Source organism: Chelatococcus sp. GCM10030263, from assembly GCF_042666455.1.
GTDB lineage: Bacteria > Pseudomonadota > Alphaproteobacteria > Rhizobiales > Beijerinckiaceae > Chelatococcus.
In genome coordinates, this window is record NZ_JBHTDB010000007.1 from 69,550 (window position 1) to 94,128 (window position 24,579).

Annotated in this window: 21 protein-coding genes; 12 read left to right on the forward strand and 9 right to left on the reverse strand. The window is 65.4% G+C overall.

Annotated elements, in window-relative coordinates; translation table 11 throughout:
• Positions 1-57 precede the first annotated feature (57 nt).
• Positions 58-858, reverse strand: a complete 801-nt coding sequence (locus ACFQU1_RS16545; protein ID WP_378134578.1) for a class I SAM-dependent methyltransferase — start codon at positions 856-858, stop codon at positions 58-60.
• A gap of 27 nt (positions 859-885) precedes the next feature.
• Positions 886-1,224, reverse strand: a complete 339-nt coding sequence (locus tag ACFQU1_RS16550) for a hypothetical protein (protein WP_378134580.1) — start codon at positions 1,222-1,224, stop codon at positions 886-888.
• A gap of 233 nt (positions 1,225-1,457) precedes the next feature.
• Between ACFQU1_RS16550 and ACFQU1_RS16555 the strand changes: the two genes are divergently transcribed.
• From ACFQU1_RS16555 to ACFQU1_RS16565, 3 genes are all read left to right on the forward strand, one after another.
• Positions 1,458-2,123, forward strand: coding sequence for a glutathione S-transferase N-terminal domain-containing protein (locus ACFQU1_RS16555; RefSeq protein WP_378134582.1), 666 nt, complete (start codon positions 1,458-1,460; stop codon positions 2,121-2,123).
• A 104-nt stretch (positions 2,124-2,227) separates the two neighbouring features.
• Positions 2,228-2,650, forward strand: a complete 423-nt coding sequence (ndk, locus tag ACFQU1_RS16560) for a nucleoside-diphosphate kinase (RefSeq protein ID WP_378134584.1) — start codon at positions 2,228-2,230, stop codon at positions 2,648-2,650.
• Positions 2,651-2,782: 132 nt separating this feature from the next.
• Positions 2,783-3,133, forward strand: a complete 351-nt coding sequence (locus tag ACFQU1_RS16565) for a hypothetical protein (RefSeq protein ID WP_378134586.1) — start codon at positions 2,783-2,785, stop codon at positions 3,131-3,133.
• On the opposite strand, the gene ACFQU1_RS16570 is transcribed toward ACFQU1_RS16565, so the two are convergent.
• From ACFQU1_RS16570 to purM, 3 genes are read right to left on the reverse strand one after another with little or no spacing between them, the layout of a single operon-like run.
• Complete coding sequence (locus ACFQU1_RS16570; RefSeq protein WP_378134588.1) at positions 3,123-3,602, reverse strand: hypothetical protein; 480 nt, start codon at positions 3,600-3,602, stop codon at positions 3,123-3,125. The genes ACFQU1_RS16565 and ACFQU1_RS16570 overlap by 11 nt on opposite strands.
• Positions 3,603-4,286: a phosphoribosylglycinamide formyltransferase gene (gene purN, locus ACFQU1_RS16575; protein ID WP_378134590.1), complete on the reverse strand. Its 684-nt coding sequence runs from the start codon at positions 4,284-4,286 to the stop codon at positions 3,603-3,605. It abuts the gene before it with no gap.
• 2 nt (positions 4,287-4,288) lie between these two features.
• Positions 4,289-5,365, reverse strand: a complete 1,077-nt coding sequence (gene purM, locus ACFQU1_RS16580; RefSeq protein WP_378134592.1) for a phosphoribosylformylglycinamidine cyclo-ligase — start codon at positions 5,363-5,365, stop codon at positions 4,289-4,291.
• 216 nt (positions 5,366-5,581) lie between these two features.
• Between purM and ACFQU1_RS16585 the strand changes: the two genes are divergently transcribed.
• From ACFQU1_RS16585 to ACFQU1_RS16605, 5 genes are all read left to right on the forward strand, one after another.
• Entirely contained in the window at positions 5,582-6,112 is a 531-nt protein-coding gene (locus tag ACFQU1_RS16585) for a CDP-alcohol phosphatidyltransferase family protein (RefSeq protein WP_378134594.1), read from the forward strand.
• 23 nt (positions 6,113-6,135) lie between these two features.
• Positions 6,136-7,305, forward strand: a complete 1,170-nt coding sequence (locus ACFQU1_RS16590; RefSeq protein ID WP_378134596.1) for an AI-2E family transporter — start codon at positions 6,136-6,138, stop codon at positions 7,303-7,305.
• Positions 7,298-7,966, forward strand: a complete 669-nt coding sequence (locus ACFQU1_RS16595) for a hypothetical protein (protein ID WP_378134598.1) — start codon at positions 7,298-7,300, stop codon at positions 7,964-7,966. The genes ACFQU1_RS16590 and ACFQU1_RS16595 overlap by 8 nt, the downstream gene beginning before the upstream one ends.
• Positions 7,967-8,205: 239 nt before the next feature.
• Positions 8,206-10,410: an RNA degradosome polyphosphate kinase gene (locus tag ACFQU1_RS16600; RefSeq protein ID WP_378134968.1), complete on the forward strand. Its 2,205-nt coding sequence runs from the start codon at positions 8,206-8,208 to the stop codon at positions 10,408-10,410.
• Between the two features lie 4 nt (positions 10,411-10,414).
• A complete protein-coding gene (locus ACFQU1_RS16605) occupies positions 10,415-11,923 on the forward strand; it encodes a Ppx/GppA family phosphatase (RefSeq protein ID WP_378134600.1) in 1,509 nt (502 codons plus the stop codon).
• A gap of 432 nt (positions 11,924-12,355) precedes the next feature.
• Here the strand turns inward: ACFQU1_RS16605 and ACFQU1_RS16610 are convergent, their stop codons facing one another.
• Both ACFQU1_RS16610 and rnd read right to left on the reverse strand, forming a co-directional pair.
• On the reverse strand, positions 12,356-14,002 hold the full coding sequence (locus tag ACFQU1_RS16610) for a reprolysin-like metallopeptidase (protein ID WP_378134602.1): 1,647 nt from the start codon (positions 14,000-14,002) through the stop codon (positions 12,356-12,358).
• Between the two features lie 240 nt (positions 14,003-14,242).
• Positions 14,243-15,388 carry a ribonuclease D gene (rnd, locus tag ACFQU1_RS16615; protein WP_378134604.1) on the reverse strand — a complete coding sequence of 382 codons (1,146 nt, stop codon included), beginning with the start codon at positions 15,386-15,388 and terminating at the stop codon, positions 14,243-14,245.
• Between the two features lie 158 nt (positions 15,389-15,546).
• Between rnd and aspS the strand changes: the two genes are divergently transcribed.
• From aspS to ACFQU1_RS16630, 3 genes are all read left to right on the forward strand, one after another.
• The gene (gene aspS, locus ACFQU1_RS16620) at positions 15,547-17,322 is read left to right on the forward strand and encodes an aspartate--tRNA ligase (RefSeq protein WP_378134606.1); all 1,776 of its coding nucleotides are present in this window, start codon (positions 15,547-15,549) and stop codon (positions 17,320-17,322) included.
• 291 nt (positions 17,323-17,613) lie between these two features.
• On the forward strand, positions 17,614-18,489 hold the full coding sequence (locus ACFQU1_RS16625; protein WP_378134608.1) for a glycosyltransferase family 2 protein: 876 nt from the start codon (positions 17,614-17,616) through the stop codon (positions 18,487-18,489).
• A 96-nt stretch (positions 18,490-18,585) separates the two neighbouring features.
• Positions 18,586-19,695 (forward strand): acyltransferase family protein, encoded by a 1,110-nt coding sequence (locus ACFQU1_RS16630; RefSeq protein ID WP_378134610.1) that lies wholly within the window; start codon positions 18,586-18,588, stop codon positions 19,693-19,695.
• Here ACFQU1_RS16630 and ACFQU1_RS16635 read toward each other — a convergent pair.
• Entirely contained in the window at positions 19,667-20,287 is a 621-nt protein-coding gene (locus ACFQU1_RS16635; RefSeq protein WP_378134612.1) for a CatB-related O-acetyltransferase, read from the reverse strand. The two genes, ACFQU1_RS16630 and ACFQU1_RS16635, sit on opposite strands and share 29 nt — an antisense overlap.
• 126 nt (positions 20,288-20,413) lie before the next feature.
• Here ACFQU1_RS16635 and ACFQU1_RS16640 point away from each other — a divergent pair, with 126 nt between their 5' ends.
• Positions 20,414-22,738 (forward strand): NADP-dependent malic enzyme, encoded by a 2,325-nt coding sequence (locus tag ACFQU1_RS16640; protein ID WP_378134614.1) that lies wholly within the window; start codon positions 20,414-20,416, stop codon positions 22,736-22,738.
• Here ACFQU1_RS16640 and ACFQU1_RS16645 read toward each other — a convergent pair.
• On the reverse strand, positions 22,719-24,485 hold the full coding sequence (locus ACFQU1_RS16645) for a hypothetical protein (RefSeq protein ID WP_378134616.1): 1,767 nt from the start codon (positions 24,483-24,485) through the stop codon (positions 22,719-22,721). The two genes, ACFQU1_RS16640 and ACFQU1_RS16645, sit on opposite strands and share 20 nt — an antisense overlap.
• Positions 24,486-24,579: the final 94 nt, after the last annotated feature.

Genomic DNA, 24,579 nt, shown 5'->3' on the forward strand with positions numbered 1-24,579 from the left:
GGTCATGGGGGCGGCACACGGCGAGGACGCCGTGGGGCCCGTCCAGCCTGACTACGCTCAGGGAGAGTGGGCCGGTCGCCGCGCGATCAGCGCTTTGGTCTCGACGAGCTCCTGAAACGTCCCGGTCGGCGAAAGCGCGGCAAGAGCGCGGCGCAGCTCGGCCTCGAAGGCCTCCCGCCGGTCGCCGAGAACGGCCGGGGAGGTTCCCGACATCGACAGCGTCCGGCCGACGACGGCATCGATGTCGACGGTGCGGCTGACCACGATGCCGTAATGTTCCAGGCGTGAGAAGGCAGAGGCGGCGAGCACGGTCTCATGCCGGGCCTCTGTGCGGCGGCGCCGGCGATCCCGGATGGCGTCCGGCGCGTAAGTCTCGACCAGCGCCTCGATCACCGCGCGCCAGTCCTGCCCGGGCGAGGGGATGCGGCGGTCTCCGAAGAGGACGACGGCGCCCGTGGGCGTGACCATGCGATCGAGGGTGGCGAGCGTGGCCTGCCGGTCCATCCAATGAAAGGACCGGCCCATGGTCACGAGATCGAAGGAGCCGGCGGTCGGGTCGAGATCGAAAGACGAGCCGCGCAGCAGCGCAACGGTCACACCGGCCTCTGCGGCATATTGTCCGGCGGCTTCGAGCATCGCCGGTTCAGGGTCCATCGCCGTCACCCGAAAGCCCAGGCCGGCGAAGGCCGTGGCGAGCAAGCCGGGACCCGTACCGAGGTCGAGGACGGCACCGCCCGCCGGCAAGGCGACATGGTCGGCGACGAAGGCGATGAGCTCAGCCGGGTAGGGGACCCGATAACGGGCATAGAATGGAACGGTGGAATGGAAGCGGTGCGGATCGAAAGATCTATCTGCCATTCCGCACCGCTTCCCTATTCGTGCAGCTCAGTGCTGTTTCATACACGCGCTGGAGAACTGGCGGTAGGTCTTGCCACCCGTCGTTTTGGCTGCCTTGGCCTTCTGCCACTCGGCGGCGCAGTCCTTCATGCGGCTGCGGGCGGCGAGTTGTGCCTGGCTCGGCGGCTTTTTCGCAGCCGTCGACGGCTTGGTGCTGGTGTGGGCCGTGGCCGCCCGCTTGCCCATCGTGCCGGGATTGGTGGGCGCGGTGGCAGAGGGCTGGCCCGCTGCGGGCGCTTGCGGCTGTGCCGTCTGCGCGCTGGCGGAATGGATGAAAGCCGTCAGGGCGACGGTGGCGGCAAAGCCGCTGAGCAAGGTCTTGACCATCAACATATCCTCGCAATTGTCTCGCGTTCATCAGCTGCGCGAGATCTTCCCTTCGGGGAAGGCAGGGATGCTGCGCCACGTTTTCTGAACGGCAATTGAACGCCGCCGATGCGGCGATGTTAATGCTTGCGGCGACATTGTGCGCCGTGTCACTTGGTATCCTTGCTACGGTCTCTTACGTTTCGTCTGTGCTGGATGGCCGAGGGGCAGCCGGGCAGTCCAACGGAGCTTTCATGAGCGACGCCAAACCGATCGAGGTCTTTTACTGGCCGACCCCCAATGGCTGGAAGATTACGATCATGCTCGAGGAATGCGGGCTTCCCTACGTGGTCCGCCCCATTCACATCGGCAAAGGCGAGCAGCTGACGCCCGACTTCCTGGCGATATCGCCCAACAACAAGATCCCGGCCATTATCGACCCGGACGGGCCGGACGGTGCGCCCATCACGATTTTCGAATCCGGCGCGATCCTGCGCTATTTCGGTGAGAAGACGGGGCTCTTCTACCCGCGTGACTTGCGGGCCCGCGTTGCGGTCGACGAATGGCTGTTCTGGCAGGTGTCGGGCCTTGGACCCATGGCGGGCCAGGCGCATCACTTCCGCATTTATGCGCCGGAAAAAATCCCCTACGCGATCGATCGCTTCACCGCCGAGGTGGAACGGCTCTACGGCGTCATGGACCGGCGTCTCTCCGCCCATCCCTATCTCGCCGGCGAGGACTACACGATCGCCGATATCGCCTGTTTCGGCTGGGTGAAGCTCTGGGACAGGCAGGGCATCGATCTCGCGCGCTTTCCGGCGATCGGGCGGTGGCTCGCGGCCATCAAGGCGCGCCCGGCGGTGCAGCGGGGGCTTGCCGTCGGCAGCGACGGCCGCAAGCGCGGCGAGAGCGACGGCTGAAGACGGAAGCCATTCGTCAATTCCGAGCCGGCGCTCCTTGTTTCACCGGCGGGTGCTCGCTATAAGCCGAGCCATCGCCGCAACGCACAATGAAGACGGTAAGAATGGCCACCGAGCGCACCTTTTCCATCCTGAAACCCGACGCCACCGCCCGCAACCTCACCGGCGCCGTCAATACCGTGATCGAAGCCGCGGGGCTGCGCATCGTCGCGCAGAAGCGCGTCAAGCTCACGCGCGAGCAGGCGGAGACCTTCTATGCCGTGCACAAGGGCCGGCCTTTCTTCGACGAACTCGTGGAGTTCATGACCTCCGGCCCGGTGGTCGTTCAGGTGCTCGAAGGCGAGAATGCCGTTGCCCGCTATCGCGAGGTAATGGGGGCGACCAATCCCGCCAATGCTGCGGAGGGCACCATCCGCAAGCAATTCGCCAAATCGGTCGGCGAAAATACGGTTCATGGCTCCGACGCACCGGAGACTGCGGCCGTCGAAATCGCCCAGTTCTTTTCCGGGAACGAGATCGTCGGCTGACCCGACCCGAGGCTGGCGGCCGATTGTGGCAGCGAAGCCGCGTGCCTGAAGATTCAAGACCTTCAAGGAGGCCTCGATCTAGGATCGGGGCCTTTCCAGATGCGATAGTCCTTCGGAAACAAGGATGGGACGATGATTCGTGTCTTGACCGCTGCGGCCCTGGGCTGCGCGATGACGATTATGGTGGCGAGTGGTGCGCAATCCGGTGGGCGGCCGCCGGCCGGTACCGCCGGACCGAACTATGCCAATATGACCAATGATCAGGTGCGCACGGCCATCGTCGATGCCTGCGTGGTCGGCCAGTGGCAGAAGGCGACATCATCGCGGGACGATTATGCCAATCGCTGCGGCTGCTATGCCCGGCGCGTCACCGCCCAGATGGCGCCGCAGGAATTCGACGCTTTCCGCGCAACCGGCTATTTCAGCGATGTGACCCGGCCGAAGGCCCAAGCGGCGCTCGCCGCCTGCAGGGTCACGCGCTGAGCCGGTCCGCGGGGTAGGCCGTCGCGCCGCAGGTGACACGGTCGAGAAAGCGGCGGGCGCGGGGCAATGCGTCGTGCAGAAATTGTGCCGGCTCCCGCAGCCACAGGCCCTCATAGCGCCGCGACTTCTCTTCCGAAATCAGGACGTCGCGAGGCAGTTCGACGAGGCTCGCGTTCCATCCGGGCCATTGTCGGCGCGCCCGCGCGAAGCTATGCGCCAGAAAGGGCTCGCGCCGCGAGAGCCCGTGGTAGTCGAAGACCCAATCGTCGGTGGCAACGACGATGTGATTGCCGGTGAAACCCGGGTCCGGCTTGATCCAGAGCGCCGTCATCTCCGGCGTGCCGTAACGCTCCAGGAAAGCATAGGCGAGGATGTGGCAGGCGCCGCAGGCGAAGAAGACGCGGTCGGGCAGGGCCCAGCGCATCGCCTGGTCCCGCTTGCGGTATCCCGGCGTGCGGACCTGATACATCTAACGCTCGGGCAGCCCCGGAACGATCAGGGGCGCCGTTGAAGGGGTGTCATCGTCGTCGGCCGCGACCCGGCCGTCGACGAGGCGAACGGTGCCTTGCGCAACGCGGGCAAGGGCGGCCGGATAGATCACATGCTCCTGCGCCAACACGCGCGCGGCGAGGGTCTCGGCCGTGTCGCCGGCGAGCACCGGCACCGCCGCCTGCATGATCACCGGCCCCTCATCGAGCTCGGGCGTCACGAAATGCACGGTGCAGCCGTGGATGCGCACGCCGGCGGCGAGCGCACGCGCGTGGGTGTCGAGCCCGCGGAAGGCCGGCAGGAGCGACGGATGGATATTGAGGAGCCGGCCCGTCCAGCGCGTCACGAACCAGGGCGTGAGCACGCGCAGGAAGCCCGCCAGGCAGACGAGCTCGATATCCTTATCGGCGATCACCTGATGGAGCGCCGCCTCGAAGGCGCCGCGGTCGCCGGCGAAGCCCTTGTGGTCGATGACGGCGGTGGCGATGCCCGCCTGGCGGGCATGATCGAGCCCGCCGGCATCGGGACGGTTCGACAGCACGAGCGCGATCTCTGCCGGGAAGGCCGGGTCACGCGCCGCTTCGACCAAGGCGACCATATTCGAGCCCCGGCCGGAAATAAGGACGGCGGTACGGACGCGGCGGCGCATGGACGGATTGCTCATGCTCAGTCCAATTGCAGGCGGCCCGTGGTCGCCACCCGCGGCCCGTTGCCTGTTGCCGCGACGATCTCGCCGATCACCACCGGCGCCTCTCCGGCTTCGGTGAGGGTCGCCATGACGTCCTTCTCGGCATCGCGTGCGATGACTGCGACCATGCCGATGCCGCAGTTGAAGGTGCGCAACATCTCGGCCTCGGCGATGCCGCCCTCGCGGGCGAGCCAGCCGAAAACCGGCGGCGGGCGGATGGCATCGAGATCGAGCCGCACGGCAAGGCCCACGGGCAGGACCCGCGGGATATTCTCGGGAAAGCCGCCGCCGGTGATATGGGCAAGCGCCTTGATGGCGTCGGTCTTGCGCAGTGTAGCAAGCAGGCTTTTCACATAGATGCGGGTCGGCGTGAGCAGGGCCGCGCCGAGTGCCTTACCCGTGGCGAAGGGGGCGGGTGCCTGCCAGTCGAGCCCGGCCGCGGCGACCACCTTGCGGACCAGGGAAAAGCCATTGGAATGGACGCCTGAGGAGGCAAGGCCGACCAGGACGTCGCCGGGGGCGATATCGCCGCGCGGCAGGAGCCGGCCGCGTTCTGCGGCGCCCACGGCAAAGCCGGCAAGGTCGTAATCCGCCCCTTCGTAGAGCCCGGGCATCTCGGCCGTCTCACCGCCGATGAGCGCACAGCCGGCCTGCCGGCAGCCCTCGGCGATGCCGGCGACGATCGCCGCGCCGACGGCCGGGTCGAGCCGGCCCGTCGCATAATAGTCGAGAAAGAAGAGCGGCTCGGCGCCCTGCACCACCAGGTCGTTGACGCACATGGCAACGAGGTCGATGCCGACCGTGTCGTTGATGCCCGTCTCGATGGCGATCTTGACCTTGGTGCCGACGCCGTCGTTGGCCGCTACCAGAATGGGGTCCTTGAATCCCGCCGCCTTGAGGTCGAAGAGCCCGCCGAAGCCGCCGATCTCGCCATCAGCGCCCGGCCGGCGGGTTGAACGGACGAGCGGCTTGATCGCCTCGACCATGGCATTGCCGGCGTCGATATCGACGCCCGCCTCGGCATAGGTCAGTCCGTTTTTAGGCGATTTCGACATGAGCGGCCCGGTGCTGCGTCCTGGGCCGGCCAATCCCGGCCCGCTTCGCGAGTACGACGGCAATGGCCGGGGTGCAAGGGGATTCGGCGAGAGGATTGGCGAGGGGTTTCGGGCGATCCGGCCCTTGCCGCTCCGGTCAAGCCCCTCGCGCTTTGTGAATGCTCGCCCTACATATTGGGTTCGCTGCGTCCCAAGGCCGATGACCCGCTCACTCGCATGACCCTGCCCAATTTCATCACCATCGCGCGGCTCATCCTGGTGCCTATCGTCATCGCGATGATCAGCGCGGAACGCTGGCACACCGCCTTCGTTCTCTTCGTGGTGGCGGGCATCTCCGACGGGGTCGACGGCTTCATTGCCCGACGCTTCGACATGAAGAGCGAGCTCGGCGCCTATATCGACGCGCTCGCTGACAAGGCGCTGCTCGTCTCGATCTTCGTGACCCTGTCCGTGGTCGGAGTTCTGCCGGGCTGGTTCGCGATCGTGGTCGTATCGCGCGACGTGATGATCCTGATGGCCGTGATGCTTTCGTGGTTCATGAGCAAGCCCATGGAGATCAAGCCGCTCATGGTCGGCAAGATCAATACCGGGCTGCAGATCGCTTTTGCGGCGCTGGTGCTTGGCTCGCGCGGCTTCGGCCTGGCGCTGGATCCGCTCATTGACGTCGTCATGCTGCTCGTCGCCGGCTTGACGGTGGTCTCCGCAGGAGCCTATCTCGCCGTCTGGCTGCGCCACATGGCGACCTGATGCAGAAGGACAATGGGCGGGCGATGAGTTTTCAGCGACAGCTCGGCTTCTGGCTGACGGCGCTCGTCATCGCAGTTCTCGCGCTCGTGCTGCTGCGCGGCATTCTGCTGCCCTTCGTCGCCGGCCTGGTTCTGGCTTATCTGCTCGATCCCCTGGCAGACCGGCTGCAGCGGCTCGGCATCGCGCGCCTGCCGGCGACGCTGGCCATTCTCTGCGTCTTCGTGCTCCTGCTGATCCTCGGCCTCGTCGTGATCGTGCCGGTGCTCGTCAACCAGCTCGCGGCCTTCGTCGCCAGGATGCCGGAGACGGTGAGCCGGCTGCAGCAGTTGGCGGTCGAGCATGGCGGGCCGCTCATCGAGCGCTTCGGTGGAGCAGGCGCACTGCACGACGTCGAGAGCTCGCTCGGCAATCTCATGACGCAGGGCGCGAGCTGGCTCGGCGCTTTCCTGCAGTCGCTCTGGTCCGGCGGTCAGGCGATCGTCGGCATTTTCTCGCTTCTGGTGATCACTCCGGTGGTCGCCTTCTATCTCCTGGTCGACTGGGACCGGATGGTGGCGAAGGTCGACAGCTGGCTGCCGCGCCGCCATGTCGAGACCATCCGCATGCTCGCCAGCGAAATGGACCACGCCATCGCCGGCTTCCTGCGCGGGCAGGCCTTGGTGTGTCTCATCCTCGGCACCTTCTATGCCGTTGGCCTGACGATCGTCGGCCTGAATTTCGGGACGCTGATCGGCCTTGTCAGCGGCCTTCTCACCTTCATTCCCTATGTCGGTTCGCTGACGGGTCTCGTCCTCTCGGGCGGAGTGGCCATCGTGCAGTTCTGGCCGGATTGGCCGATGATCGCCGCGACCTTCGCCATCTTCTTCATCGGCCAGTTCGTCGAGGGCAATATTCTCTCGCCGAAACTCGTGGGCGATGCGGTCGGCGTCCATCCGGTCTGGCTGATGTTCGCGCTGCTCGCCTTCGGCTCGCTGTTCGGCTTCCTCGGCCTGCTCCTGGCCGTACCGATCGCGGCCTCCATCGGCGTCATCGTCCGTTTCGCGCTTCGCCAATATCTGACCAGCCCGCTCTACGACGCGCCGGCGGAGCCTTTACCTTCAGAGCCCTTGCCGGCAGAGCCCTTACCGCCCGCGCCCGTAGGGGCGAAGCCGCTCGTCGCGACAGCGCGGCCGAGATCCAAAAAGAATGCCTGAAACGCCTCGCCAACTGCCTTTGGACCTGCCTGTGGCGGCGCGCTACGGCGCGGAGGATTTTCTCGTCGGCCCGCCCAATGCGGCCGCTCATGCGCTCGTGGACCGCTGGCCCGACTGGCCGGACAGGGTCGTCTTGCTCGTCGGACCCGAGGGATCGGGCAAGACGCATCTCGCTGCCATTTGGCGCGAGCGGGCAGGGGCGCTCGCCATTCCGGCCGGGACGATCGACGAGGCGGTGTTCACCGAAGACGACCGCGACGCCGTCCTCGTCGAGGATTGCGACCGGGGAGCGCTCGACGAACATGGCCTCTTCCACCTGCTCAATGTCATGCGCGCCAAGGGCCATGCCCTGCTGACGGCGCGGACGCTGCCAGGCGGCTGGGGGCTCGCGACGCCCGACCTCCTGTCGCGGCTGCGCCTGGCGCCCGTCGCGGAAATGGGGGCGCCGGACGACGCGCTTTTGCGCGCGGTCCTTGTGAAGCTCTTCGTCGATCGCCAGCTGGTGGTCGATGCCGGCGTGATCGAAACCCTCCTTCTCAGGATGGAGCGTTCCTTTGCAGCCGCCCAGCGAATCGTGGCAGCCCTCGACAGGGAAGCGCTCAGCCGCGGGCGACGGATCACGCGTGTCATGGCCACCGCCATCCTGCAGGAGATGACGTGAAGGTACCCACCCCCGCTTCGAAGCCCCGCGCCCGCCGGATCGCCAAGCCGCGGCGCCGGCCCGTGCAGCTCGCCGAGCCGGCGCCGCGGCTTGGCGATCCGGCCACCAGCGCGACAAACGATGCCGATGTCTTGGAATCGTCGCTTAAACTTGGGACAATCGCTGCAGAGCAGCGGTTACAATCCCGGGAGGCATTGGTGAGCGTCGAAGTTTCGCATCAGGTTGCGGAAGAGGCTGTGATGGCCTCGCAGCCAGCCGCCGCGGAGAAAGTTGTTGAGACCCGTGGAGCGGAAACGACGGGCAACCCGCTGGCGGGCTCGCCGGAGCGCTTCATCAACCGGGAACTCTCCTGGCTCCAGTTCAATCGGCGCGTGCTCGAGGAGGCCTCGAACCGCAGTCACCCGCTGCTCGAGCAGCTTCGCTTTCTGTCGATTTCGGCGAACAATCTCGATGAATTCTTCATGGTGCGCGTGGCGGGCTTGCGCGGCCAGGTGCGCTCGGGCGTGGAACTCGCCTCACAGGACGGCCTGACGCCGGCCGAGCAACTGGCGCGTATCAGTACCGAGGTGTCCTCACTCGCCTTTGATCAGCAACAGCGTTGGCGGGAGCTCCGGGAAGACCTCCTGCTTAACGGCATCGTCCTGGTCGAGGGCGAGGATCTCACGACGGCGGAACGGGCTTGGCTCGAGGATTATTTCCTCGACCACGTCTTTCCCGTGCTGACGCCGCTCGCGATCGATCCGGCTCATCCTTTTCCCTTCATCCCCAACCTCGGCTTCTCGATCGCGCTGTCGCTCTTTCGCAAGAGTGATAACCGCGTGCTCAACGCGCTCATCCGCGTGCCGAACAAGGTGGAGCGCTTCGTGCGCCTGCCGGATTTCGCCGACACCGGCGCGGCGCGCTTCGTCACGCTCGAGCAACTCATCCTGTTGTTCACCGGGCGGCTGTTCCCCGGCTATACGGTCACGGGTGGCGGCGGCTTCCGCGTCATCCGCGATTCCGACATCGAGGTGGAGGAAGAGGCCGAAGATCTGGTGCGTCTCTTCGAGACGGCCTTGAAGCGGCGTCGGCGCGGCAGCGTGATCCGCCTCGAAATCGATTTTGCGATGCCGGACAGCCTGCGGTCCTTCGTCGTGAAAGAGCTGAAAATCGAGCAGGACGCGGTCTTTCTCGTGGAGGGCATGCCGGCGCTCAACGAATTGAGCCAGCTCGTCTCGCTCGATCGATCAGACCTGAAGTTCAAGCCCTATAATCCGCGTTTTCCCGAACGTATTCGCGAACATGGCGGTGATTGCTTCGCGGCCATCCGCGAGAAGGACATCGTCGTCCACCACCCCTACGAATCCTTCGACGCGGTCGTGCAGTTCCTGCAACAGGCCGCGCGGGATCCGGATGTGGTCGCGGTCAAGCAGACCCTCTACCGGACGTCGTCGGATTCCCCCATCGTCAAGGCCCTTGCCGAGGCGGCCGAAGCCGGCAAGTCGGTGACCGCGCTGGTTGAGCTTAAGGCGCGCTTCGACGAAGAGGCGAATATCCGCTGGGCGCGAGACCTCGAACGGGCCGGCGTGCAGGTGGTCTTCGGCTTCATCGAGTTGAAGACGCACGCCAAGATGTCGTCTGTGGTCCGCCGCGAGGGCAACCAGCTCGTGACCTATTGCCACGTGGGCACGGGCAACTATCACCCGATCACGGCGCGCATCTATACGGATCTCTCCTTCTTCACCGCCGATCCGGTAATCGCCCGCGACGTCAGCCGCATCTTCAACTACATCACCGGTTATGCGGAGCCTGCCGGTCTCGAGCGTATGGCCGTCTCGCCGGTCACGCTGAAGCCGCGTATTCTCGACCATATCAGCGAAGAGATGGCCCATGCGAAGGCAGGTCGGCCTGCCGCCATCTGGGGCAAGTGCAATTCGCTCGTCGATCCGGTCATTATAGACGCACTTTACGAGGCGAGCTCCGCCGGCGTGCAGATCGATCTCATCATCCGCGGAATCTGCTGCCTGAGGCCAGGACTCAACGGGCTGTCGGACAACATCCGCGTGAAATCGATTGTTGGACGTTTCCTGGAGCACAGCCGCATCTTTGCTTTCGGCAATGGCCATGGCTTGCCGCATCCGCAGGCTCACCTCTACATCTCGTCGGCGGATTTGATGCCGCGCAACCTTGATCGGCGCGTGGAGACGCTCTGCCCCATTACCAACGAGACGGTTCACCAGCAGATTCTCGATCAAATTCTTTTGGCGAATCTGCTCGACAATGAGCAGAGCTGGACCATACTCCCGGACGGGACGAGCCAGAGAGTCGTGCCTCAGCGCGGTGAGCTGAAGTTCAACGCGCATCAGTATTTCATGACCAACCCGAGCCTGTCCGGACGTGGAAAATCACTCAAAGATTCACGCCCCAGAACCTTGGCTAAGAAGACCGGCCGAAGCAGTCGCTGACGACTTGGGTATTCCCGGGCGGCTGGACGTCGGACCTCCCGTCGCCATTGTCGATATCGGGTCGAACTCCGTGCGCCTCGTCGCCTATGAAGGGCTGACGCGCGCACCCTCGCCGCTGTTCAACGAGAAGGTGCTCTGCGGCCTCGGCGACAATGTCGCGACGACGGGTCAGCTGGATCAGGGGGCGATCGGCAAGGCGCTGAGGGCGCTCAAGCGGTTTCGCGTGATCTGCGCACATATGCAGGTCGGTGCGGTGCATGTGCTCGCCACGGCTGCCGCCCGCGATGCGTCCAATGGTCCGGCCTTTCTCGCTGCGGCGGAGGCAGCGATCGGCGAGCCGGTGCAACTCTTGTCGGGACCTCAGGAGGCGGAGCTCTCCGCCTATGGCGTGATATCGAGCTTCCACGGACCGGACGGGGTGGTCGGCGATCTCGGCGGCGGGAGCCTCGAGCTCATCGACGTGAAGGGCACCAATCTCGCGAGCGGCGTGACGCTGCCGGTTGGGGGGCTTGCCTTGCGCGACGTTGCCAAGGGTTCCCTGCGGGAGGCCAAACGCATCGTACGCGAGGCACTGCGCGATGCGGCGCCGCTCGATGCCTTGCGCGGCCGCACTTTCTATGCGGTCGGCGGCACCTGGCGCGCCCTTGCCCGGCTGCATATGGGGCAGAAAGGCTATCCGCTGCACGTGTTGCACGGCTATTCGATCATGCCTGGCGAGACCATCGACTTCGCCAAGATCGTGGAACGTGTCGGCGCGGAGGCGCTTGCCTCAGTCGAGCTGGTGTCGGAAGCACGGCGGCCGCTCCTTCCCTATGGAGCGCTCGTGCTCGAGGAAATCGTCCGGCGTGGCCGGCCGAAAACGGTCGTCCTCTCGGCGGCTGGCGTACGCGAGGGACTGCTCTTCGCCAAGCTCGATCCGGAAGCCCAGAAAGAGGACCCGCTGCTGCACGCCGCGCGCGAGGTCAATTGCTTGCGGTCACGGTCACCGGCGCATGCCGAGGAACTCATCGCCTGGACGGATCAGCTCGCCAGTTCGCTCCACCTCGACGAGACCGCCGAGGAGCGTCGCCTGCGCCATGCAGCCTGTTTGCTATCGGATATCGGCTGGCGATCGCACCCCGATTATCGCGGTGATCAAAGCTTCGCGTCCATCGCCCAGGCGGCTTTCGTCGGCATCGACCATCCCGGCCGCGCCTTTGTCGCGCTGGCGGTTTTCCTTCGGCACGTCGGGTTTGCCGGGGATGACGGCTTCCGGCTGCGCGAGCTGATGACCGCCCGGCTTCTCGACCGGGCGCGTATTCTGGCGGGGGCCATGCGCCTCGGCTATCTCCTCTCGGCGGGGATGCCGGGAACGCTGCCCCATACACCGCTCGTCGCCAGCGGGCACAAGCTCCAGCTCATCTTGCCACCGGACCTCGCGGATCTCGCGAGCGACCGGCTGCGCAACCGGCTGAAGCAGCTCGCGCGCTTCGTCGCGCGCGACCCTCAACTCGCCGCTGGCAAACGGCAATGATTGCGTACGGCAAGCAGCGCGACCAGCCACAGGCCACGTCAGCCGCCGACTGGCTGCGCCTTCCAATAGATGCATGAGGCGTCGCGCCCCACGCTTACAGACGGAAGCCAGCTTGCGTTATCGAGGGGCGCTACGGTGTGGGGCCGCCGGCCGTCGATTGCCGGGGGAGCCGCGGGGACAGGCGTGATCGTCTTTCCCGAAGCGCCACGGCGCTGTTCGCCGCCTTGCCGCGCGATCTCTCGATAACGGGAATTCAATCCCTGAGCTCGCATCCTTCGTCGCGCGAACTGCACGGCTTTTTGGGGCGCTTCGCTTTCAGGTAGCCGGGCTTCACGGCGAGCGAAGCCCTTCTGCCGTCTGTGGTCTGCCAAGGTCATGAAAACGAGAGGACGATGACCTCGCGAGCCGGCGCCCCATCCTGCGGGCATGTGTCTACAGCGGCACCACATATTCGAAATCGGCGAGCGAGAGCTCGGGAAGTCCCACCTTCGCGAGCACGAGTTTGCCGCCATCGTCCATCGGTATTTCTACATCCTGGCCTGTTTGCCGGGCGGTGGCCAGCAGCCGTTCGGCGTCGCTTTTGCCACCTCCGTGTTTAGCGATCCCGATGACGTCGCGGTCCTTGCCGCGGCTGGCAGGCGTGAAATCGGCGATGGTGATTATCCCGGTCATTGCGCGTAGCACGAAAGTGTCGCTGTCGGGGCCGCCGCTCAGCCGGTCCGTTCCGCTGCCTATGGCCAAGGTATCGTTTCCGGGGCCGCCGAAGAGGATGTCGTTGCCTCGGCCGCCATCGAGTTCATCGTCACCCAGGCCGCCGTAGAGCAGGTCATCGCCCTCGCCTCCGACGAGGATGTCTCGACCGCGGCCGCCTATGAGGGTGTCGTTGCCGTCGTCGCCATAGAGAATATCCTCGCCTTCGCCACCGACCAGGGTATCGCTGCCTGCATCGCCTGAAATGACGTCGTCGCCCCCACGTCCACACAGGCGGTTTGCGCCAGCATTGCCATGGATGCGGTCGTCCTCGGGCGTGCCGATGCAGTCTTCGATCAGCGAGCGGGGATCGTCCTTGAAGAGCGGCGCGTTGACGATGCGGGCGACGATATCGAGCCCTTGGAAGCTGAGGTCGGAAACGAGGGTGTGCAGGGTCGTGGCCTCGCCTGGACGCAGGTCGGCCACGAGGCGGTGGCTCCAGTTGGAGAAATCGTAACAGTCGCGGCCGCCGGCGTCCCAGATCATCAGATAGGGCTTCGGCACCTGCGGCACGCCGAAACCGACCTTGTCGGCGAAAACTTCGCCGGTCTCCGGGCTAAAACTGTAGGCCGTATCCGTCTTGCGGGTCGTGTAATTGGGAGAATAGAGCGCCCAGAGGGCCGCGGCGTCGCCGGGCATCGGGGACTGGGGCAACCAGATGGATAGCGCGTTGAGCCATTCGCGTTTTTCGCCGAATAGCTGGTCGGTGGTCGGCGGGGACTTCAAGGTGTAGGCCATCTGGCCCGTGTAGGTCATGATGGCATTGCTCTGCGTGTCAGCGTCCGGCGTCGCTACCGCCCACTGAGAGCTGCCGTCGCCTTGAGGATGGCTCAGGCCGAGTGTATGGCCGATCTCATGGAGGGCTGTTGTGTGGAAGCCGCTGCCGAGAAAGGATGCGGTCGCAAGCGGTCTTGCGTCCAGCCAGACATCCTGCTGAACGCTGACAGGAAGAGCGCGGTCGGTACTCCCGAGATGGGTCAATCCCTTGGTCAATGCGAAGCGGATATCGGCATCGGCCGGTGACTGCGTTTCCTCCACGAACCGGACGTGGACCAGTTCCGTAATCTGCTTCAGCGCAAAACGAATGGCTTGCCGTCCGTCCGGCGGCATCGGCAAATAAGCCCCCGACAAATCCTCCTCATCCTCGCCAAGCTCGGATTCGATGCCATTCTCGGTCGTGAAGGGGAGGTGGGTCATTTCTTCCTTCCTAGGGAAGGAGTATGTTTTTTCAAAAGAATTTACGTAGAAATTCCCTAGAAATGCATCAATACTTTTGTCGCCGGTTGGGTCTATTTTTTCGATTCTTTGTATTTTTGAATATTCAAACATTTCACATCCCGAGTTACTTCGCAGTCGACAATTTTATGCCCGAAGTGTTCGGCAAAGTTGCGCCCGAGATGCGGCGTATTTGGGACAGGCTTTCTCTTAATCATCAGAGGTGGAGGTTTGCATGAAAATATACTGTAAAATACTGTTATTCGTCACATTTGGGCGGGGCTGCATCAACGCGGCAGAGCCGGAGTTGGCACCGGCTGCACGTCCGCAGTCGCACGCGTTCGCTACACCGGCTCAGCAGTCCAGCAAAGCCACCCGGCCACGACGGACAGCGAGCGCGAGGCGGCCGTGTTTCAGGGCGAGCGCCCGTTCGCCGAAGAGCGATCGGCGCCAACCGCGCAGCGCCGGCACGTCCGCATCGTCGCTCGCGGCGATCGCTTCGAGGTCGTCCACGGTAGCGAGTATTTTTGGGGCGACGCGCTCGTTCTCGGCAATCGCCTTCAAGAGCACCTTGAGCATTTCGAGGACCGCGCCGTTCGCCGCCTTGCCGCGCGGCCGCTCCATGGCGGGGACAGTCTTGGCATCGCGCGACAGACCACGCTCGACCGCAGCCAGCACGTCGGCGCCGCCGCGCGAGCGCTCGAAGCCGTTCGGCACCGACCGCAACCCGCCGAGCGCCTCGATGCTGCGGGGCGTATGCGTGGCGATATCGATGACGGTGTCGTCCTTCATCACGCGCGAGCGCGGCACGTCGCGCGCTTGCGCCTCCTTCTCACGCCAGGCGGCGACCTCGATGAGAACGGCAAGATCGCGCGCCTTCTTCACCCGCCCACGCAGCCGCATCCAGGCATTCTCGGGCTTCATCTCATAGGTGGCGGGGGAGGTGAGAACGCCCATCTCTTCTTCGAGCCAGGCTTCCCGGCCGGTGCGGGCGAGTTCGGCCGACAGCGCCTGATAAACCGTGCACAGATGCGTGACATCGGACAGGGCATAGGCGAGCTGCTGCTCGCTGAGCGGCCGGTGCGACCAGTCCGTGAAGCGCGACGACTTGTCGATGCGAGCCTTGGCGAGGTCATTGGCGAGCTGCTCGTAGGAGACGGAATCGCCATAGCCGCAGACCATGGCGGCGACCTGGGTGTCGAACAGGGGGTGCGGGATGATGCCCCCCTTCTGCCAGACGATCTCCACGTCCTGTCGGGCCGAGTGGAAAACCTTGACCACCGCCTCGTCCGTCATCAAGGCGAAGAAGGGGGCGAGGTCGAGCTCGGGCGACAGGGGGTCGACCAGTATCGCTTCCTCGTCGCTCGCCATCTGGATCAGGCAAAGCTTCGAATAGAAGGTCGTCTCCCGGAGGAACTCGGTGTCCACGGTGACGAAGCGGTGCTGGCTGAGCCGCGCGCAGGCAGCCTTGAGCTTTTCAGTTGTGTCGATCAGATCCATGAAACCGCGCTATAGCCGAGCCGGAGCGACTTGTCGCGCCCATCCTTGACAAGATCGACGTCTCGTGGACTTTTCCGGCGCTTCATCCGTACAGCGCGTCCGCGCTGCAACGGTTCACTCCCGGGGCCGAGGCCCCGCAGCTTCTGGCGGCATCGGACATGCATCGCTACCGCACTCACACCTGCGGCGCGCTCCGCGCGACCGACATCGGCGAAAAAGTTCGCCTGTCCGGCTGGTGCCATCGCATCCGCGACCACGGCGGCGTGCTCTTCATCGATCTGCGCGATCACTACGGCCTCACCCAGGCAGTGATCGATCCCGATTCGCCGGCGTTCAAGGCGGCGGAGGCGCTGCGCGCCGAATGGGTGGTGCGCGTCGACGGAACAGTCCGCGCCCGGCCCGAGGGCACCGACAATCCGGATCTGCCGACCGGGGCTGTCGAGGTCTATGTCACCGAAATCGAGGTGCTCGGCCCGGCGGCGGAACTGCCGTTGCAGGTCTTCGGCGATCAGCCCTATCCCGAGGAGACGCGGCTCAAATACCGCTTCCTCGATCTCAGGCGCGAGAAGCTCCACAAAAATCTCATGACGCGTAGCGCGGTCATCGACTCGATGCGCCGGCGCATGAAAGGGCAGGGCTTCTTCGAATTCCAGACGCCGATCCTCACCGCCTCCTCGCCGGAGGGGGCACGCGACTTCCTCGTGCCGTCGCGGCTCCATCCCGGCAAATTCTACGCGCTGCCGCAAGCGCCGCAGCAGTACAAGCAGCTCATCATGATGTCGGGCTTCGATCGCTATTTCCAGATCGCGCCCTGCTTCCGCGACGAGGACCCGCGTGCCGACCGGCTGCCGGGAGAGTTCTATCAGCTCGACCTCGAAATGAGCTTTGTGACGCAGGAGGATGTCTTCGCGGCCGTCGAGCCTGTCATCCGCGGTGTCTTCGAGGATTTCGCCGAGGGTAAGCCGGTCACCCAGTCCTTCCCGCGCATCCCCTATGCCGAGGCCATGCGCAAATACGGCACGGACAAGCCGGACCTGCGCAACCCGCTCGTGATGCAGGACGTGTCGGAGCATTTCCGCGGCTCGGGCTTCAAGGTTTTTGCGCGCCTGCTCGAAGATCAGAAGAACCAGGTATGGGCTATTCCCGGCCCGAGCGGCGGCTCGCGCGCCTTCTGCGACCGCATGAACGCCTGGGCTCAGGGCGAAGGCCAGCCCGGCCTCGGCTATATCTTCTGGCGCGAGGGCGGGGAGGGGGCCGGTCCCATCGCCAATAACATCGGGCCAGAGCGGGCAGCCGCGATTCGCGACCAGCTCGGTCTCAAGGAGGGCGACGCCGCCTTCTTCGTCGCGGGCGACCCGGCGAAGTTCGTCAGATTTGCAGGCGCGGCGCGTACCAAGGTCGGCGAGGAGCTCAATCTGGTCGATCACGACCGCTTCGAGCTCGCCTGGATCGTCGATTTCCCGATGTATGAATGGAACGAGGACGAAAAGCGCGTTGACTTCTCGCATAACCCTTTCTCGATGCCGCAAGGCGGGCTGGAGGCGCTGGAGAGCCAGGATCCGCTGACCATCAAGGCCTTTCAGTACGACATCGCCTGCAACGGCTACGAACTCGCCTCCGGCGGTATCCGCAATCACCGGCCGGACACGATGCTCAAGGCCTTCGAGATCGCCGGTTACGGCGAGGAGACGGTGATCGAGCGCTTCGGCGGCATGTACCGGGCCTTCCAATACGGCGCGCCGCCGCATGGCGGCATGGCGGCGGGCGTCGACCGCATCGTCATGCTGCTCTGCGGCGTGACCAACCTGCGGGAGATTTCGCTCTTCCCCATGAACCAGCAGGCGCTCGACCTGCTCATGGGCGCGCCGTCGGAAGTCTCACCGCGGCAGCTGCGTGAGCTGCACATCCGGCTGAACCTGCCGGAGACGAAGTGACGGGCTCGCGGTGCTATCGAACCGCACCATCGGGCGAATGACCGCCTGGCGGCTGCTACCGCGCAATCCCTCCCCCCTTGAGGGGGAGGGTAGGGTGGGGGGTATTGGGAGTGCCGCCGGATCTTTCCGCAGCCGCGCTCTATGCCTTCCCTGGTCACCCCCCTCTCCAGCTCTCCCCCTCAAGGGGGGAGAGAGGCGCTCTCGATCGCCGCTCAGGAAGCCCCATTCGACCTTGATGCATTCGATTGATGGTCCTGTGCTCTCCGAGGCGGTATCCGGAACGCAACGGCTGTGAATGCCTCCCCGCTCACCGCCGTCGTCGTGACCTATGACAGCGCCCATGCGCTGCCGGACTGTCTCGGCGCATTGCAGTGGGAGGGGGTGCCGGCCATCGTGGTCGACAATGCAAGCGGCGACGGTTCGGCTGAATTGGCGGAACGGCTGGGCGCTCGCGTTTTGCGCAATGCGATGAACGAGGGCTACGGCCGGGCCAACAACCGCGGCGTTGCCGCCGCCGACACGCCGCTCGTCCTCATCGTCAATCCGGATGTCGTGCTCGACGAAGGGGCGGCTGCCGCGCTGGTCGCCGCTGCCGGGCGCTATCCCGAAGCGGGCCTGCTTGCGCCGCGGCTCGTCGAGGCCGATGGGCGGCTGTTCTTTCAGCCGCGGTCGCTGCTGTCGCCCTATCTGCACAACGACGCGGGCATCCTGCGCCTGCCAGAGGGGGACTGCTGCGCGCCTTTTCTTTCCGGCGCGGCGCTTCTCGTCCGCCGCGATGCCTTTCTGGCGCTCGGCGGCTTCGACGAAAAGATCTTCCTTTTCTACGAGGACGATGACCTCTGCCGCCGCATGGCCGACGCCGGCCACGCGCTCGTCCACGTGCATGCGGCCGTTGCACGCCATGGCCGCGGCGGCTCCAGCGCGCCGGCGCCGGGGCGGATTTATCGCGCGCGCTGGCATCAGGCCTGGTCGCGCGCCTATGTCAGTCGGAAATACGGCCTGGCCGATCCAGCACCCGCCATGCTGGCCAGGAACGCCGTCAAGGCCCTTGGGGCCGCCCTCGTGTTCAATCGCCGCCGCATGGCGCGCTACGGCGGCTCGGCCGCCGGGGCGTTTGCTGCATGGCGCGGTGCCGATGCCTTGGCGCGCGAGGGGCTCGGGGAATAGGGGTTGCATGCCGGGGCGTCACAGGTCACAGGTGAGCGGAGAAGCCGGCCCGCAGGGGGCGTGCCGGGCTGATTTCACCATCCATCTTTGCCGGCAATGACATCCACAACGACGACTTCCGCCGCACCGGCCAAGTTTCTCTCCGCCGCGCCGACGCTCGCGACCGCCATGGCACGGCCTTACGACAACTTCACCCTGCTGCGGCTGATGTTGGCGCTCGCGGTGGTCGTCTCGCATGCCTTCAGCGTCTCGACCGGCGGTAACGAGCCGCTTCACATCACAACTGACTTCACCTTGGGTGAGCACGCGGTCAACGGCTTCTTCGCCATCTCCGGCTTTCTCGTCACGATGAGTTTCGCGCGGCGCGGCTGGCGCGACTATATCGTCGCGCGCACGCTCAGGATCGCGCCGGCCTTCATCGTCGTCACCCTCGTCATGACGCTATGCGGTGCAGCGCTGACCACCCTCAGCGCCGCCGAATACTGGTCCGACCCCCGGGTGCCGCGCTTCGTCGTGACGACGCTCACAGCCTTCAAGAGCGCCGGTGCGCTGCCCGGCGTCTTCGCCGACAACCCCATGCCCTTTCCGCTCGCGACCGTCTGGACGCTGAAATACGAGGTGCTCTGCTATCTCGGCGTGCTCGCTTTCGGGGTCGCTGTCGGCGTCGAGCGGCGCCTGCTCGCGCTCGCCATCGTCGCGGGTCTCGCCGTGGCCGTCGTGCTGCTCGATGCCTTGGTGCCGGATGCGGGCAAGGCCGCGCAAACATCGCTGCGCCTGCCGCTGCTCTTCGGCGCGGGGGCCGTGCTCTACCTGTTTCGGGATCGGGTGCGGGTCTCGGCGGTGCTGCTGGCCGTGCTCGTCGTCGCGACCTGGCTCGCCCATGGAGGCGCCTTCTACAAGGCGCTGCTCTTCATCACCGAAGCCTATGGCTTCATCTATCTCGCCGTCGCGCCGGGCTTGTCGTCGCCGGCCTTCAACATCAAGGCGGATCTGTCCTACGGCACCTATCTCTACGGCTGGCCGATCCAGCAGACGCTGCAGCAATATTTCCCGGATGTGGCCATTCCGGTGATGCTGCCGATCGCGGTCCTGCTCACGCTGCTGGTGGCGGCGCTGTCCTGGTATGGCGTTGAGAAGCCGGCGCTCGCCTTGAAGGCGCGGCTTCTGGGCGAGAAGTTCAAGGCGCCCGGCTCCGTCGGGATCTGACGGCGGCCACGAATTCCTCCACGCGAGAGCTCTGGAGGAGTGGAATGAGGGCGGCGACCTCCTCGCGCGGCAGGTCCCACCAGGCGCAATCGAGAAGGGCCGCGATCGCCTGATCGTCGAAGCGCCGGCGCATGACGCGGGCCGGCACGCCGGCCGCGACCGCATAGGGCGGCACGTCGCGGCTGACCACGGCGCGCGCCGCGATGATGGCGCCGGAGCCGATGGTGACGCCCGGCAGGATCAGCGCACCCGAGCCGATCCACACGTCATGACCGATGACGACATCGCCGGCCGGCCCCTGATGGTCGTTGCCGGCGGGCGCCTCCGGCCAGCGCTCGCGGAAGGCGGAGAAGGGGTAGGTGGAGATGAAATCGCCGCGGTGGTTGCCGCCGAGCATGATCTCGACCTGGTCGGCGATGGAGCAGTAGCGGCCGATGGTGAGCTTGCCGCCCCAGTCGGCAAAGCGCACCTTCGGGCGGCCGTAGGAATAGGCGCCGACGGACGCGCCGTGCCGCCGAACGAGCTTATCCAGATGCAGGCGCGTCTCGTTATGCGGGTTGCGCCGTGCCGTCAGCTTGTCGAGAAGCCGCATCCGTCCGTTCCTCTCCCGCCTGCGACGCTCGCACAAGCTTGAGCGACATTGACGCGGTCACGCTTTCACGCGCACAAGAACCTGAACTAAACGATGTTGTCCACCGGCAGGGCGGGAGCTTGCGAGATGGCTGCTGAGATATCCAAGGATCTGAAGGCCGGAGCGCTCCATTACCACCGCTACCCACGTCCCGGTAAGCTCGAGATCCAGCCGACGAAGCCGCTCGGCAACCAGCGCGACCTCGCCCTTGCCTATTCGCCGGGTGTGGCTGCCGCCTGCGAGGCGATCGCCGCCGATCCGGCAGAGGCCTCCGAGCTCACCTCCCGCCAGAATCTCGTGGCGGTCGTCTCGAACGGCACCGCCGTGCTCGGCCTCGGCAATATCGGGCCGCTCGCCTCCAAGCCGGTGATGGAGGGCAAGGCCGTCCTCTTCAAGAAATTCGCCGGCATCGACGTCTTCGACATCGAGGTCGCCGAGACCAATGTCGAAAAGCTCGTCGATGTGGTGGCCGCGCTCGAGCCAACCTTCGGCGGCATCAATCTCGAGGACATCAAGGCGCCCGAATGTTTCGAGGTGGAGGAGCGGCTCAAAGCCCGCATGGGCATTCCCGTCTTCCATGACGACCAGCACGGCACCGCGATCATCGTCGCGGCCGCCGTCACCAATGCGCTGGCGCTCGCCCAGAAGCCGATCGGCGAGGTCAAGATCGTCGCCTCGGGAGCGGGGGCAGCGGCGCTCGCCTGCCTCAATCTTCTGGTCGCGCTGGGGGCAAAGCGCGAGAATATCTGGATCACCGATATCGAGGGCGTGGTCTACGAGGGCCGCGAGGCCCTGATGGACCGCTGGAAGGCGGTCTATGCGCAGAAGACCACGGCGCGCACGCTCGCCGACGTCATCGGCGGCGCCGATATCTTTCTCGGCCTCTCCGCCGGCGGCGTGCTGAAGCCCGAGCTTTTGAAGCTCATGGCCGAAAAGCCGCTCATTCTCGCGCTCGCCAATCCTTATCCGGAAATCATGCCGGAGGAGGCGGTGGCGGTGCGGCCGGATGCCATGATCTGCACCGGGCGGTCGGACTATCCCAACCAGGTCAACAACGTCCTGTGCTTCCCCTATATCTTCCGCGGGGCGCTCGACGTGGGTGCCCGCACCATCAACGAAGCCATGAAGGCGGCCGCTGTCCAGGCCATCGCGGCACTGGCACGGGAAGCGCCCTCCGATGTGGTGGCCCGCGCCTATGGCGGCGAACTCCACACCTTCGGCCCGGATTCGCTCATTCCGAATCCCTTCGATCCTCGCCTTATCCTGCGGATCGCGCCGGCGGTGGCGCAGGCTGCCATGGATTCGGGCGTCGCGCAGAAACCGATCGGCGACATGGCGGCTTACGCCGAATCGCTCACACGCTTCGTCTTCCGTTCGGGCTTCATCATGAAGCCGGTTTTCGCCCAAGCGCGGACCGATCCGAAACGTGTGATCTATGCCGAGGGCGAGGACGAGCGCGTGCTGCGCGCCGCCCAGGCGGTGATCGAGGAGGGCATCGCCCGGCCGGTCTTGATCGGCCGCCCGAGCGTCGTCGAGACGCGGCTCAAGCGCTTCGGCCTCTCGATCCGGGTGGAGAAGGACTTCGAGCTCATCAATCCGGAGGATGATCCGCGCTACCGGGATTATGTCGCGACCTATCTCGAAGTCGCCGGCCGCCGCGGCGTCACGCCGGATGCGGCCAAGACCCTGGTGCGCACCAATACCACCGTCATTGCGGCCCTTGCGGTGGTGCGCGGCGAGGCGGACGCCATGCTGTGCGGGCTGGAGGGGCGCTTCTCATCCCGCGTCAGGCATATCGAGGACATCATCGGCCTGGCGCCCGGCCAGCGCGCGCTCTCGGCGATGAGCCTCATCATCACCTCGCAGGGCCACTACTTCCTCGCCGATACCCATGTGCGCGACAATCCGAGCGCCGAAGAAATCGCCGAGATGACGCTGATGTGCGCCGAACATGTGCGGCGCTTCGGCATCGAGCCGCAGATCGCGCTGCTCGCCCATTCGGATTTCGGATCGGCCGACACCGAAAGCGCCCTCAAGATGCGCAGGGCGCTCGCCTATATCCGCCATCGCGCGCCGTCGCTGGAGGTGGACGGCGAAATGCAGGCCGATACGGCGCTGTCGCAGATGATCAGGGAGAAGGTCCTGCCGTCGTCTCATCTCAAGGGCGCGGCCAATGTCCTCATCATGCCCAATCTCGATTCGGCCAATATCGCCTTCCAGCTCACCAAGATCTTGGCGGATGCGCTGCCCGTCGGGCCGATCATCCTCGGCCCGGCAAAGCCCGCCCATATCCTCACGCCGTCGGTGACGACGCGCGGCATCGTCAATATGACGGCGGTGGCCGTGGTTGAGGCGCAGGCGGCGGACCAGGCGCCCGCGCCGGAGCGAGCGGCTACTTCGCCTCGGCGCTGATCTCGAGCTGTTCGAGAATGTCGGCGGGCCGGCCGCCGGTCGCACCGTAATCGGCGAGGCCGAAGCCGGCAGGATCCTTGGCCACGGCCTTGACGTCGAGTTCCCCAGGCTTGGCGATGAAGCGCGCGATGGCCGAGCCGAGCGCCTTCGTATCGGCCGAACCACCGAGAAAGCCGGGCACGCCGACCATGGCGATCATGCTGTATTCGGTTTTCAGCGCGTCCGGCGTCTTGTTCTGCTGGGCGGCGAGTTCCGAGAACAGCCGGTCGAAGAAGCCGCCGTTCTGCACCGTGACCGCCAGATTCTTGGCTGTCAGCCCCATGATCGCAGTCTGGCGCACGGCCTCGTCGGTCGAGAGGAGGTCGTCGGTCACATTGCCGAGCAGGGCGCTTACCGTCGCCTTGCCCATGTTCTCGCCGGACAGCGAGAAATCGTTGATCACCAGTTCCTCGCCTGCCTCGTTCAACCGCCCTTCGAAGGCAAGGGAAAGCGACAAATCCTTGTACCCCATGGCGATGAGGTGCTGGGTCATGTCGGCCTTGGCATCCTGCGGCAGACTGAAGGCGATCTTGTCGAAGGCGAAACGCACGCCGCCTTGGGCGGGGTAAAGCGGGCTCGCACCTTGCGCGGGAGCCTCCCGTGAAAAGCCCATTTCAAAGGCGCCGATCTGGAATTTCACCGGCTGCGGCATGATCTGCTCGACCGAGATGCCCTTGATGGCCGCCGCGCCCGAATCGATGCTGCTCATCATGTCTCCAAGGCTGTGGAGCATGTCGAAGGCTTGATCTGGCTGAGTGGAGTCAGACGCGTTTGCGTCACCAAACTCCCGCTTCAAATTCTCGATCAGCGACAGCCACGGCTTTTCGCTCAGATGGCCGGTGAAGCCATCGCCCGATATCTCGCTGATCTCGACCTTGCTGATGTCCTGGGTTCCCTGGCGCGTGATCTGGCTCACTCCGCTCAGCTTGAAGGGCCCGTAAACGCGGACCGGAGGATTGGGGCCGGTGCCCGCGCCCTCGGTGTACTGGCGGATCAGAAAGGCCAGATCCACGTCGTGGACTTCGAAGACACCCATGGTCGCAGACGTTTCCGAGGGCTTTTCTGCCAACGTTTGCTCGCCGCTGGCAGGCTTGGCGGCGTCCTCGGTGGTGGTTGTCGTGGAGGCGCGCTCGACGGTGATGAGAGCGGCCCGTCCGTCGACGATATCGCGCGCGACGACATTCTCGTAGCGGCCCTTGGACGTCGTCGTGACCGAACCGAAGGTCAAGCTCTGTTCGAACTGGACCTCCGGCATGGTCGCGCTCGTCGCCGACAGCTTGGCGAAGCGGGCCGCGAGCGGTTCGCCGGCCGAGGAGCCGTCAAAGATGGCCTGCAGCCCGGCGCGATCCAGACTGGAGCCGGCGACTTCGACGCGAGCGATGCGGTAGGTGGCCGGTCCGAAGGTGAGCGAGACATTTTCGAGCGTCACGTCCTCGGCCGCCTGAGCTGGCGGGAACAGGGCGAAACCGCCGCTGAGCGCCACTTTGCCGACCGCAAGGCTGCCCGTACCGACGGGCAGGGCGAGACCGCCCAGGGTTACCCGCCCGGTGAAGGGATCGGCGCTGATGTCTGCAACGGTCGCGCCCGCCTGACGGGCGAGCTGCGCCACCACCCATTCGGTTGCGAGCTTGGTGCCTAGCGGGGCCAGCCCGACGAGGGCGGCGAAAGAAACGGCGGAGAGGAACAGGGCTTTCGAGCGCCGGGGCATGACGCGGTCCTTCAAAAATGAATGTGGACCACACTATCCTGCCCGGATGACGGCGAGAACCACCGCCGCCGCTTCAAATCGGACGAGACGGTCT